Source organism: Nocardia sp. NPDC060259 (assembly GCF_042728775.1).
Classification (GTDB): Bacteria; Actinomycetota; Actinomycetes; order Mycobacteriales; family Mycobacteriaceae; genus Nocardia.
In genome coordinates, this window is record NZ_JBHXAY010000009.1 from 101,690 (window position 1) to 115,048 (window position 13,359).

Genomic DNA, 13,359 nt, shown 5'->3' on the forward strand with positions numbered 1-13,359 from the left:
TCCGATCAGCGAATCACCCTCTCGGCGAACGCGTTCCGAAGATTAACACGCCCCTACCCCGAATTCGCGCCGGCAAACCTCGACTTCGCTCAGTCCGTCGAGCGGGCAGCCGCAGCCGCCAATCCCAGATGGACGATGTCGGTGAACGTGGTGAGATCCCTGATCAGGGTGTCGATCTCGCCGGTGGAGCCCGCGTCGGTCCGATGCAACCAGTCGGCGACGGTGTCGAAGAGGCCGCCGATGGTGGAGACCGCGAGGGCGTGCAGGTCGATGCCGATGCCGCCGTCCGGAACGAAACCGTATTCGCGCCAGAGGGTTTCGAGGAATTGGGCGGCCCAGCGGCGGTTGATGCGGCGCTGCTGTTCCACCTTGGCCGAGATGCCACTGGCTTCGCCGAAGGTCACCTGGGCGACGCGGGGGTCGTCGACGAGGGCGTGAGCGAAGGCGGCGACGACGGTGGAGATCACCTCGTGGCGGTCGCCGGTGCATTCGGCCAGTGCGGTGGCGACCTCGGTTTGCGCGCGTTCGCTGAGCTGCTGGAGCAGGGCCAGGTAGCAGGACTCCTTGCTGTCGAACAGTTCGTAGAAGGCTTTGTTGCCGACGAAGGCGGTCTGGCAGATCTGCTCGATCGCGGTGTTGACGTACCCCTCGGCGGCGATCAGTTCGAACGCGGCCGCCAGGATCTGCTCGCGCCTGCGCGCGCGGCGTTGCTCGGCGTCCAGACCCTGGATGCGCCGGGAGCGAGGCTGAGTCTTCTCGGTCGACGTCACGCAGCTCAGCCTACCGATCACGCAATAAGAACAAGAACTCTTGTTCTAAACAAGGGAACCTGCTGTAATCGGGATCACCTAGTGAAGGAGATGCCATGCAGCGCAGCACGGCCACCTACCGATCCCGGCGCCTCGGCGCCACCGCCCTGCTCGGCGTCGCGGTGCTGGCACTGGCCGCGGGCCCCGCCGTCGGCGAGGACTTCGAACTGCCGCCGTTGCCGAACGAGGCACAGGTGTATCCGGCGGTCGTGCCGCTACCGACACCGCAGAACGACCCCTGGTACGACGATCCGGCCGACTTCGGCGGCTACGCCAACGGCGATGTCATCCGCAGCCGCGTCGTGCAGACCTACACGCTCGGCATCCCCGTCCCGGTGCACACCACCCAGCTGCTGTTGCGCAGTACCGATGCCCAGGACAACCCGCTCGCGACCGCGACCACCGTGCTCGTGCCCGGCATTCCGTGGCTGGGTCCCGGTGCGCGCCCGCTGATTTCGTATCAGGAGGCGATCGACAGCCTCGGTCAGCAGTGCAATCCCTCGTACACGCTGCGGGCGGGAATCCAGAAGGAAGTCGCGCTGATCGCGCAGTTCCTGGCCGCGGGCGCCGCGGTGGTCGTCACCGATTTCGACGGCAAGCGGAACACGATCATGTCCCCGGCCGAGGGCCGGATGGTGCTCGACGGTATCCGCGCGGCGCAGCGCGGCGGCCTCGGTCTCGCAGCGTCGCCGGTGGGCCTGTGGGGCTATTCCGGCGGCGGCAATTCCTCGGCGTCGGCGGCCGAACAGCGCCGCCACTACGCCCCTGAGCTCGACATCCGGGGCAGCGCCCAGGGCGGCATCCCGGGTGACAAGGTCGCGATCGCGCCGTTCGCCATCTCGGGTCAGCAGCCGCAGGCCAACTTCACCGGCTGGCTCGCCATCCTCGGCCTGGCCCGCGAATACCCCGAGTTCGATCAGGCGTTGCAGCGGTACCTCACTCCGGAGGGACACCAGGTCGCCCGCGATCTGGAGAACCGCTGCCTTTACACCGCCGTCGCCTCCACTCTGCTGCGCCCGGTCGTCGACTATCTGACCGATCCGCAGGCGGCGCTGGCCGCGGCGCACGAAGCGCTGTCGGCGGCGAGCTTCGGCCGCCCCGAGAACACCCCCGACATTCCCCTGCTCATGTGGCATTCGACCACCGATCAGCTGCTGCCCGCCGAACTGGCCATCGACGACATCGCCGCCGCCTACTGTGCGCGCGGGGTGAATCTGCGCATGTTCTGGGTGCCGATGTCGGAGCACATCAGTGCCGAGATCGTTCCCGAGATCGGGACCGTCGCCTGGCTGCTCGCGGTAACCGCGGGCGCGGACCCGGGGCCGCGGGTATGTTGAGCCGTTCTCGCGCGGCTACCTGGGCACGTGCCGCGAGCACAGCGGCACGACAGCTCCGTGTCATGCAGCGGGCCGGACTCGTCGACCTGCGGCGTCCCGATCAGCTCGTCCGTACCGCCCGTGCGATGCGCGTTTTCGGCCCGATCGCCGGCGGCATCCGCACCTCGGCGCGGCGCACACCGCATCGGGTCGCGCTGGTCGACGGTGCTCGGCGGATCAGCTATCGCGAACTCGATCAGCGCAGTGACGCGATCGCGGCCCGCTGGCATGCGGACGGCCTGACCGCGCGGGACACCATCGGGGTGCTGTGCCCAGACGGGCTGCCGCTGGTCGAAACCATGGCCGCCGCAGGGAAACTCGGTGCGCGGCTGGTGCTGCTCAACACCGGTTTCGGTGCGGCGCAACTGCGTGATGTGCTCGCCAGGGAACAGGTCGGGGCCCTCGTGCTCGACCAGAGCCTGTCCGCTCTCGGCGGTGAGCTGGCCGACGGCATCACTCTGCTCGATACCGCGGGTGCCGATCCGGGAACCCGGGCGCCCGTCCCGGCCGAGCAGGGCGGTTTCGTCCTGCTCACCGGCGGTACCACCGGAACGCCGAAGGGTGCGCCGCGACGGGTCGAATCGCCCTTGGCCGGTGCGCAATTCGTCGATCGGGTGCCGTTGCGTCGCGGGCAGACCATGCTGTTGTGCGCGCCGCTGTTCCACGGCACGGCGCTGTCGCAGTTCATTCTGGCGCTGAATCTGGGCTCGACCATCGTGGTGCACGGCCGGTTCGATGCCCACCGGGCGCTCACCCAGATCGGCGAGCATCGTGCCGACATGGTGGTGCTGGTACCGACGATGCTGCGCCGCATTCTCGATCTCGGCCCAGAAGTGTTGTCCGCCACCGACACCAGCTCGCTGCGAATCGTGTTCACGGCGGGCGCCGCGCTGCCCTCGTCGCTGGGCACCAGGGCGATCGAGACGTTCGGCCCGGTCATCTACAACTTCTACGGCTGCACCGAGACCGGCACCGCCACCATCGCCACCCCCGAGGACTGGATCGCCGCTCCCGGCACGGTGGGTAGACCGCCGGTCGGCATCACCGTGGCGCTCTACGACGGTGACACCAGGGTCAGCGAGCCGGGAATCGTCGGCACCGTCCATGTCGGCAACTCGATCGCCTTCCACGGCTACTCCGGCGGCGGCTCCAAACAGCTCAGGGGCGGCCTGATGAGCACCGGCGATCTCGGCCATTTCGACGCCGCCGGAAGGCTTTTCATCGACGGCAGGGACGACGACATGATCGTCTCCGGCGGCGAGAACGTCTTTCCCGGCGAGGTCGAGGACCTGCTCTACCGGCATCCGGACGTCACCGAGGCCGCGGTGATCGGCGTCCCCGACGAGGAGTTCGGGCAGCGCCTCGCCGCCTTCGTCGTCCGTGCGGGTGACCTCGACGCCGACGCGGTCCGCGCGTATGTGAAATCCCATCTGGCCCGGTTCAAAGCTCCCCGTGACGTGGTGTTCGTCGACGAACTCCCGCGCACGCCGACCGGGAAGATCGACCGTCGCGGCCTGGCGGCGCTGCACTGACCCGGTGGTGGCGACGAGGGGCCGCCACCACCGTCAGCTCGCGGCGCGCTGTGCCGTCGCCCACCCCTCGAGCGCGGCGGCCAGCACGGGCCCGATCGTTCGCAGCGCGGCCGCGCCGGTGATGTCCCAGTGGGTGGCGTCGACGGCGACATCGCGGATGTTCCCGGCGATGTGGTCCCGCCACGCCCCGGCTGCTCTGCCCTCGCCGCGGTCGTCGCGGTCCGCGGTGAAGAACAGCAGGTCACCGTGGAAGACACGGGGGCGATGCGCCGCACCGATCACCTGGGCGTGCAGGATGCCCGCGAAGAGCCGGTGCACCCGTTCCTCGGTCAGCTCGTCGAACGGGCCGGGCAGGTTCGACACCAGTGCCACGGCGTCCTCCGGCGTGAAATCGGTGACGGGCGTGGCGAGTTCGTGTTCGGTGCCGAACTGTCCGAGCAGGTCGCCGACGGTCACCGGCGCCTCGCTGCGGTAGCCGACGTCGCCGACGAAGGAGTCCAGCATCGCCAGCACGTCGACCTGCTCCCCCAGATCCTGCAATCGCACGGCCATGGCGTGCGCGATCACGCCGCCGACGCACCAGCCGAGCAGCCGGTACGGTCCGTGCGGCTGGACGGCGCGAATTCTGGTCACGTAGTCGGCGGCGAGCGCGTCGATCGACTCGGGCGGCGGCGCGTCCTCGACGATCGCCGGGGATTGCACGCCGTACAGCGGGCAGTCCAGCTCGGTGGACAGACCGGCGAAACTCCAGGACAGGCCGACCACCGGATGGACGCAGAACAGCGGTGCGCCGCTACCACGCGCGCGGAGGGCGAGCACCGGCGCCAGCGCCGATTCCTCGCCGGTGTCCTCGGCGATCCGGCGTGCCAGGCCGGCCGGGGACGGATCACTGAACAGCCAGGCCAGGGCGACCTCGGCCGGCAATTCGGAGCGCAGCCGCGCTACCAACCGGGTCGCGACCATCGAGTTGCCGCCGAGGTCGAAGAAGGAATCGTCGGCGCCGACCCGATCGCGACCGAGCAACTCGGCGAACACCGCCGCGATCCGCTGCTCTACCGGGCCCCGGGGTGCGCGGTAGGCACGATCGGAGCTGAACGCGGGGCTCGGCAACCGGCCGAGATCGAGTTTGCCGTTCGCGGTGAGGGGCAGCGCGTCGATGACGACGACCGCCGCGGGGACCTGATGCTCGGGCAGCCGATCACGCAGCTGCGCGCGGACCCCGCTACCTGTGAGCGGTGTGTACCCGCCCCCGGTGATCGCGCTGTTCCCGCCATCGGTGACCGCGGAGTTCCCGGCATCGATGATCGCGCCGTTGCCACCGCCGGTGATCGCACCTTTCCTGCCACCCGGTACGACATAGCCGACCAGCTGGGGACCGGTCGCCGGATCGTCGCGCACCACCACGGCGGCGGCGCCGACACCGGGGCAATCCAGCAGTGCCACTTCGACTTCGGCGGGCTCGATGCGGAAACCGCGAATCTTCACCTGCCGATCCGCGCGCCCGAAGTGTTCGAGTGTGCCCTCGCGTGTCCACCGGCCGAGGTCACCCGAGCGGTACAGGACACCGCCCACGGAACCGGGATTCGCGACGAACCGGGTCGCGGTCAGACCGGGCCGGCGCAGGTAGCCGCGCGTCACCTGCGCACCGGCGACGTAGATCTCGCCGACGACACCCGTCGGCACCGGCCGCAACCGGTCGTCGAGAATCTGCACGGTGAATCCGTCGAGCGGCCGGCCGACCGGGCTGCCCGCCCGGGTGTGAGCACCGGTGGCAATCCTCGTGTGCGTGACGTGCACCGTGGTCTCGGTGATGCCGAACATGTTGACCAGTGCGGGACCTGAGGCGCCGTGCCGACCGATCCAAGCGGAGAGCCGTCGCGGATCGAGGGCCTCACCACCGAAGACGATGCTGCGCAACGCAAGTCGAGCACCGGTGGCACGAGCATCGGCGTCGTCCAGCCCGGCGAAGGCGGATGGGGTCTGACCGAGCACCGAAACCCGCTCGCGGACAAGGAGCTCCCGCAGCTGCTCCGGTGAGCGCGCGGTGTCCTTGTCGATGACGACGAGCGTCGCACCGGTCGTGAGCGCACCCCACAGTTCCCACACCGAGAAGTCGAACGCGACCGAATGGAACAGCGCCCACACATCGGTGGACCGGGTCGACAGGACGCGCCGGGTCCGCTCGAGCAGCGCGACGACCTGACGATGCTCGACCGCCACCCCTTTCGGTGCCCCCGTCGAGCCGGAGGTGTAGATCACGTAGGCAACGTTCTCCGCGCGGGCACTGCGGACCGGTTCGGTTCGGGCCACCGATCCCTGCCCCGGCTCGTCGACCCCGTGGACGGTCAAGCCCGAAGCGATCACACATACCGGTCGTGCGTCGGCCAACAGGTAGTCGATCCGGTCGGGCGGATAGTCGGGATCGACGGGAACATATGCCGCGCCGCTGCGCACCACGCCGACGATCGCCACGACCAGGTCGGCCGAGCGGGGTATGCGGACGGCGACCCGGCGCTCCGGGCCCGCACCGGCCGCCACCAATTCCCGGGCGAGGGCGGCGCTGCGGTCGTCGAGTTCCCCGTAGGTCACGGTGGTTTCGCCTGCCCGGATCGCGACGGCATTCCGATGACGGTGCGCGGCGAGGTCGAACAGGTCGCCCAGGGTGCGCTGGTCGGGGCGGTGCGACGCGGGGGCCCGTACCGCCACCGGGCCGGTCTCGTCGATCAGGTCGATGTCGCCGACCGCGGCCGACGGGTTCGCGGTGACCGCGCGGGTGATCCGCTCCACGGTGTGGACCAGCTGGTCGATCGTGTCGCGGTCGAACAGGTCGGTCGCGTAGGTGATCGCCACGCCGATGGTGGCCGCGGCAGGGTCCGACATCGTCAGCTGGAGGTCGAATTTCGCCGGGGATTCGACCGGGTCGACGGGTTCGACTGTCAGTCCGCCCAGGTCGGTTCCGACCGTGCCCGCATCGGTCGCGGCGGTGAGCACCACCTGGAACAGCGGGTGGTGTGCGCGGGTGCGGGGCGGGTCCAGAGCCTCGACGACCCGTTCGAACGGGATGTCGGCGTTGGCCAGGGCGCCGAGGTCGATGTCGCGGGCGCGGGTGAGCAACGCTGTGAAGGGGTCGGCCGGGTCGACCGTCATGCGCAGCACGACCATGTTGACGAACATGCCTACGAGATCGTCGAGTTCTGGTCCGGCGCGCCCGGCCACCGGTGTGCCGATGGCGATATCCGCGCCGCCACCGGAGCGGGCCAGTGCCACCGCGAGTATCGCGTGCAGCACCATGAACTGGGTCGCGCCGTGCGCCACCGCGATCCGGCGGATCCGGGCGGTGAGCTCGGCGTCGAATTCGAAGGTGCTCACCGCACCGCGCCCGGACGCGACCGGCGGATGCGGGCGGTCGACCGGCAGTTCCAGTCGCGGAGCCAGTCCGGCGAGCCTGGCCCGCCAATACCGCAGCTGCCCGTCAAGCATCGCCGCACCGTTGTCGTGCGTGATCCAGTCCCACTGCGCCAGTGCGTAATCGACGTACGAGACGGGCAGCGGCGCAAGCGCGCGTGCGAGCGGCCCACTTTCCCCTCGGGCCCAATCCGCCTCGGGCGCCGGATCTGCCTCGGCCGCCGGATCTGCCGCGAGCACCCGACCTGCCCCGGGCACCGAATCCGCTGCGAGCACCCGTCGTGCCTCGGGTGCCGAACCCGCCCCAGGCACCCGATCTGCCTCAGGCACCACACCCGCCGCGAGTGCCGGATCGGCGGAGGTGCCAGCTGTCGGGAAACTCGCTCGGCGACACCCGGTCTGACGTAGGTGCGCCGTGTACGCGCCGAGCAGATCCCGCAGCAGTGGACCGAGCGACCAGCCGTCGGCGCTGATGTGGTGGACGACAACGGCCAGCACATGATCGTCCTCGCCCAGGGCGAAAAGACGTGTCCGCAGCGGCAATTCGGTGGTGAGATCGAAACCGTCCGTTCCGAACTCGGCCAGCGCGGCAGTGAGCTCGGCCGCCTGGAGTGGAACCGTGGCGAGAGCGGTACGCGCGCGATCGATCGGCAGAATGTGCTGGCTGCCGACGCCGTCCTCGTCGAGGTAGAGCGTGCGCAGCGGTTCGTGCCGTTCGACCACATCATCGAATGCGGCTCCCAGCGCGGCGACCGAGAGCGGCCCGCGCAGCCGCACCGCCAGCGCGATGTTGTCCGCCGGTGACCGGTGGTCGAGCCGGTTCAGGACCCACAAGCGTTGCTGGGCAGGAGCAAGGGGCAGCGATGCGGGCCGACCGCGGCGGGTCACCGGGGGCCGCGGCGCGGTCTTCGACAGGTGCCGTACCGCCACCGCGAGCCGCGCCACCGTCGGCGCGTCGAACACGGTGCGCACCGGGACGTGCTTGCCGGTCGCCGCCGCCAATCGCGCGCCGAGCTGGGCGGCGAGCAGGGAGTTGCCGCCCAGGGCGAAGAAGTCGTCGTCGACACCGACGGATTCCACGCCGAGCAGACCGGCGATGACGGTGCCGACCAGCCGTTCGACCGAATCCGTCGGCGCCGGACCACCGTTCGACGCGAACACCGGGGCGGGCAACGCGGCCCGGTCGACCTTGCCGACAGGGGTCAGCGGTAGCTCGTCGAGGACAACCACCGCCGCGGGCACCGCGTGCGCGGCGAGCCGTTCCCGCGCGAACGTCAGAAGCGCGCCGGTATCGACGGCGCGCCCCGGCTCCGGCGTCACATAGCTCACCGGAACCAGCGCACCCGCTGGGGTCCGCCACCCGGTCGTGACAGCGGAGCGGACGGCCTCATGTCCGGTGAGCACCGCGTCGATCTCGCCCGGCTCGAGCCGGATGCCGAGCACCTTGAGCTGAAAATCCGTGCGGCCGAGGAATTCCAGTGTCATGCCGTCGTCGGCACGCACCCGGACCAGATCGCCGGTGCGATACATTCGCGCGCCCGCCGGATCGAAAGGATCGGCCACGAAGCGCGTCGCGGTCGCACCCGGCCTGCGCCGGTAGCCGCGCGCGACACCAGGCCCGGACAGGTACAGCTCACCGGGCTCGCCGGGCGGCACCGGACGTAACCGCTCGTCGAGGATCCGCGCCGACCAGCCGTCGAACACCGGACCGAGCACGACCGGCCCGCCCGCCACCAGCGGCGCTGCGGTGACGACCACGGTCGTCTCGGTCGGGCCGTAGCTGTTCACGTAAGTCCGGCCGGGCGCCCAGCGGGCGACCAGCGCCGGATCGGAGACATCACCGCCCACCACCAGTCCACGCAGCGTCACGTGCCGGTTCGGGTCGAGGGTCGCCAGCACGCCCGGCGTGAGCACCGCGTGGGTGACGCGCTGCCCCGCGATCAGCTCGTCGAGCTCACCGCCACCGGTGATCTCCGGTGGCACGATGATCGCGGTCGCGCCATGGGTGAAGGTCAGGACGAGTTCGTGCACGAAGATGTCGAAACCCGGTGAGGCGGACTGTAATACGCGCGCGTTCCGCAGGGAGCCGAGCCGTGCAGACACCTCGGCGACCAGCGGCGCCAGACCGCGATGGGTCACCGCGACGGATTTCGGCGCACCGGTCGACCCGGAGGTGTAGAGGACGTAGGCGAGCTGATCGAGGTGTGTCGGCCGGACGCGGTCGGCGTCGGTGAGCGGAGCCGGATCGCGGTCGGCGCAGCGCCGCACGAGGTCCGGGTCGTCGAGCACCAGCCAGGTGATCCACGCGGGCAGGTCGGCGAGCATCGCCCGGGTGGTGATGCCGATCGTGGCGGCGGAGTCGGCCAGCAGATAGCGGCGCCGGGCCTGCGGCTGGCGCAGGTCCATCGGCAGAATCGCGGCGCCGGTCGCCGCGACCGCGCACACCGCCCGCACCAGCTCCGCCGAGCGCGGCAGCGCCAGCACCACTACGGTTTCCGGGCCGACCGCGTGCGCGATCAGCTCCCTGGCGAGCCGATTCGCCGAGTCGGCCATGGCGGCGTAGGTCCAGGTACGGCCACCGTCGACGACGGCGATCCGGTCGCCGGTGCCGCCGCGACCGAGGATCGCACCGAGGGTGGCCTGCTGTCCGATCGCGGTCATCTCCCGATTAGATCCGCAACCACGCAGCTCGGAAAAGCCCGAATTCCATGGGCAAACCGCAGGTAGCAGCGTGATTGCTATCATGGCGGACAGTGATCCATGACGTCGCGCCGTCCCGGTGCCGTTGCTCCGTCGCCGCCGTACGAGGAGGAAACATGGTTGCGCACTCCGAGGGCGATGTCCCGCCCACCTCCGACAATGCCGCCGACCTGGATCTCCCGTGGGCGCCGCGTGACCACGAATGGAACGGTCACCGCGCCGAGCACGACGCGCTCGAATGGGCCAAGGGCGATCCGCGCAAGCTGGCCGGCATCTATCTGTACCGGCAGCCCGGCGGGAACCCGGCCACCGAGGCCGACTACAAGTTCCCGGTCGCCGACATCATCGACGGACAGCCCACCCGGGTCTTCCACGCCGTCACCAACGCCGCGGCCCGGCTCGATCAAGCCGACATCTCCGAAGCGGACCGCGACCGGGTGAAGCACCGGATCTCCGCGCTCTACCTGGACGCGGCGAAAGCCTTCGACGACCCGGATCTGCGGGCACCGTGGGATCGCTGAGTCAGCGCAGACCCCGGAAGAACGCGCGGATATCCCCGACCAGCAGGTCCGGCGCCTCCATCGCCGCGAAATGCCCGCCACGGTCGAACTCCGACCAGTGCACGATGTCGGCATTGCCCTCGGCGTAACGGCGGATCGCGACGTCCTCGGCGAAGACGGCGACACCGGTCGGCGTCGTCAGCGGCGAGGTGGGCCAGGAGCGGGTGTGCATCGCCTCGTAGTAGAGGGCGGCCGAGGAGCCCGCGGTGCCGGTCAGCCAGTAGAGCATCACATTGGTGAGCAGGCGATCACGGTCCACCGCCGCCTCGGGGAGGCCGTCGGCCGGGAACGTCCACTCCTTGAACTTCTCGACGATCCAGGCGAGCTGGCCGATCGGTGAATCGTGCAGGCCGTAGGCCAGCGTCTGCGGACGGGTCGACTGGATGCGGAAGTAGCCGCTGCCCTCGCTCTTGAACAGCGCGAGCCGGTCCAGCCGGGCGAGCTCGGCCTCGGTCATCGTCGCCTTCTCCGCATCGGAGACCGGACCGAACGGGATGAACCCGAACGTCGCGGCATTGACGTGGATGCCGATCACCCGGTCACCGCCCGCGCGCCCGACCTCCGGGGTGATGAACGCGCCCCAGTCGCCACCCTGGGCCCCATACCGCTCGTAGCCGAGCCTGCTCATCAATTCGAGCCACGCCGCGGCGATCCTGGGCGCGTTCCAGCCGGGTTCGGTTACCGGACCGGAGAATCCGTACCCGGGCAGGGAGGGGATCACCAGGTGGAAGGCGTCGGCGGGGTCGCCGCCGTGGGCGCCGGGGTCGGTGAGCGGGCCGATCACGTCGAGGAATTCGACGATCGACCCCGGCCAACCGTGCGTGAGGAGCAACGGCGTCGCCTCCGGCCGCGCGGAGCGCACATGCAGGAAATGGATCCGCTGGCCGTCGATTTCGGTGACGAACTGCGGATACGTGTTCAGCTCCGCCTCGGCGGCCCGCCAGTCGTAGGTGGTGCGCCAATACTCGGCCAGTTCCCGCAGATACTCCACCGGCACACCGCGACTCCATTCCGCGCCTGGCTGCTGGTCGGGCCAGCGCGCCTCGGTCAACCTGCGGTGCAGGTCATCCAGGTCCGACTGGGCGGTGTCGATGTGGAATGGGACGATCTCGCTACTCATACCGACGACGCTACGGACCGCAGCGGAGGACTTCGGCCCCATCGCCGCGGACAGCGGAACGGCGGCGGATCGCTCCGCCGCCGTTTCCGGCGTCTCAGTCCGCGATGTCGCGCGCCGCCGTCTCGATCAGGTCGGTCACCGGCCCCGGCTGCGAGGCCAGCGACGCGTGGCTCGCGGCGAGTTCGATGGTCTTGCGCGGGTTCATCCGCGCGGCCATCCGGCGCTCGTTGTCCGGATGGATCATCCGGTCTTCCGTGGACACCTGATACCAGCTGGGCTTCGCCTTCCACGCGGGCGCTGTCACCGTGTCACCGAAGGTCGAGGCGAGCGGTGCCTTCTGTGTCACCGCCATCACCAGCGCCTCGTCGGAAGTCAGGTCCTGACAGAAGCTTTCGCGGAACTTGTCCTGCGCGATCCACAGGTAGCCGTCCGAATCCGGCGCGATATCGGCGAACGCGGCGGGCGGCTGCTCCTGACTGATCGCACCGGGGCTCTCCCCCGCATCGGGCGCGAAGGCCGCGACATAGACCAAGCCCGCGACATTGGGCAGGTCACCGGCCTCGGTGATCACCGCACCACCGTAGGAGTGCCCGACCAGGAGCACCGGGCCGTCGACCTGGGCGACCATCTTCCTGGTCCGCTCGGCGTCCTCGGCCAGCGAGGTGAGCGGGTTCTCGACCGCGTGCTGCGCCGAATAGCCACGCCGGTTCAACTCCACGATCACCTTCGCCCAATGCGCGGCACCACCCCAGAAACCATGAACCAGAACGATTGTCGGCTTGGCGGCCATGTCATTCCTCTCTGCCGGTCGGGTTCGCGCCGATTGACGCGACGAGCAAGATCCACGATATTTGGATGATGAGGCAAATACCATGACTGTTAGGCCGGGAAATTTTGCCGATCAACCGACCACTGGCAGTCCCCTCGCACCCGATACCGAGCTGGACGCCCTGTCGGACATCCTGCACACCGTCCGGCTGCGCGGCGATCGGCTCGTCCGGTGCGCGCCCCCGGCACCGTTCGCGATAGCGATTCCGAGTGGTATTCGCCTGCTGCACATCGCCGAGCGAGGCGACCTCGAGCTCCACGTCGACGGACAGTCGTTCACCCTGCGCGAGGGCGATATGGCATTGCTCGCCCGAGGGGATCGCCACGTGCTCAGCGCCGGATCGCCCGCTCCCGCCGAGCGCGATCTCACCGCCGCCGACAGTTTCCGCCGCGTGCAGGACCTGACGGATCCGGCGACGCCGCGCTGGGTCACCGGCACTTTCGGGGTCGAGGAAACGATCGCCGATCCGTTGCTGTCGGTACTGCCCGCCGCGGTACTGATCCGCGCCGGCGCCGATCGCGACTGGCTGACCCTGAGTCTGCAACTACTCGTCGTCGAGGTCACCGACGCCAGACCCGGTGCCGGCGTGATGATCTCGCGCATCCTGGACCTGCTGTTCATCCACGCGCTGCGTGCCTGGTCCGCCGACGGCGCCGCCCCCGGCTGGCTGACCGCGGCGCTGGATCCCGCCTTCGGCCCGGTCCTCACCACGATCCACAACAACCCCGACCGCCAGTGGCAGGTCGCCGAACTCGCGGCACTGGCCAGCCTGTCCCGCTCCACCTTCACCGAACGATTCACCCGGCTACTCGGCCGATCCCCCGGCGCCTACGTCACCGACCGGCGTCTCGAACACGCCGCCCATCTGCTCGCTTCGACCACCGAACCGGTCGGCCGCGTCGCGGGCGCCGTCGGCTATCACTCCGAGGCCGCCTTCAACCGCGCCTTCCACCGCCGCTACGGCATGCCGCCCCTGCGCTGGCGCAAGCGCGCACAATGACCGACGGCGGCGCACCCGAGCAGGTGCG

At 69.8% G+C, this 13,359-nt stretch carries 8 protein-coding genes; 4 read left to right on the forward strand and 4 right to left on the reverse strand.

The features are described 5' to 3' along the window. Positions 1-89: 89 nt before the first annotated feature. On the reverse strand, positions 90-770 hold the full coding sequence (locus tag ACFWF2_RS06695) for a TetR/AcrR family transcriptional regulator (protein ID WP_379305320.1): 681 nt from the start codon (positions 768-770) through the stop codon (positions 90-92). A 95-nt stretch (positions 771-865) separates the two neighbouring features. On the opposite strand from ACFWF2_RS06695, the gene ACFWF2_RS06700 reads away from it, so the two are divergent. Next, positions 866-2,146, forward strand: a complete 1,281-nt coding sequence (locus ACFWF2_RS06700; protein WP_379305322.1) for a lipase family protein — start codon at positions 866-868, stop codon at positions 2,144-2,146. A gap of 62 nt (positions 2,147-2,208) precedes the next feature. Continuing rightward, positions 2,209-3,717 (forward strand): AMP-binding protein, encoded by a 1,509-nt coding sequence (locus ACFWF2_RS06705; RefSeq protein ID WP_379305324.1) that lies wholly within the window; start codon positions 2,209-2,211, stop codon positions 3,715-3,717. Between the two features lie 33 nt (positions 3,718-3,750). Here the strand turns inward: ACFWF2_RS06705 and ACFWF2_RS06710 are convergent, their stop codons facing one another. Beyond that, entirely contained in the window at positions 3,751-9,783 is a 6,033-nt protein-coding gene (locus ACFWF2_RS06710; RefSeq protein WP_379305326.1) for an amino acid adenylation domain-containing protein, read from the reverse strand. A gap of 155 nt (positions 9,784-9,938) precedes the next feature. On the opposite strand from ACFWF2_RS06710, the gene ACFWF2_RS06715 reads away from it, so the two are divergent. Next, positions 9,939-10,343, forward strand: a complete 405-nt coding sequence (locus ACFWF2_RS06715; RefSeq protein WP_379305328.1) for a hypothetical protein — start codon at positions 9,939-9,941, stop codon at positions 10,341-10,343. Position 10,344: 1 nt separating this feature from the next. Here the strand turns inward: ACFWF2_RS06715 and ACFWF2_RS06720 are convergent, their stop codons facing one another. After that, positions 10,345-11,502, reverse strand: a complete 1,158-nt coding sequence (locus ACFWF2_RS06720; protein ID WP_379305330.1) for an epoxide hydrolase family protein — start codon at positions 11,500-11,502, stop codon at positions 10,345-10,347. 94 nt (positions 11,503-11,596) lie between these two features. Beyond that, positions 11,597-12,292: an alpha/beta hydrolase gene (locus tag ACFWF2_RS06725; RefSeq protein WP_379305332.1), complete on the reverse strand. Its 696-nt coding sequence runs from the start codon at positions 12,290-12,292 to the stop codon at positions 11,597-11,599. 82 nt (positions 12,293-12,374) lie between these two features. Here ACFWF2_RS06725 and ACFWF2_RS06730 point away from each other — a divergent pair, with 82 nt between their 5' ends. Continuing rightward, positions 12,375-13,331, forward strand: a complete 957-nt coding sequence (locus ACFWF2_RS06730) for a cupin domain-containing protein (protein WP_379305334.1) — start codon at positions 12,375-12,377, stop codon at positions 13,329-13,331. Positions 13,332-13,359 lie beyond the last annotated feature (28 nt).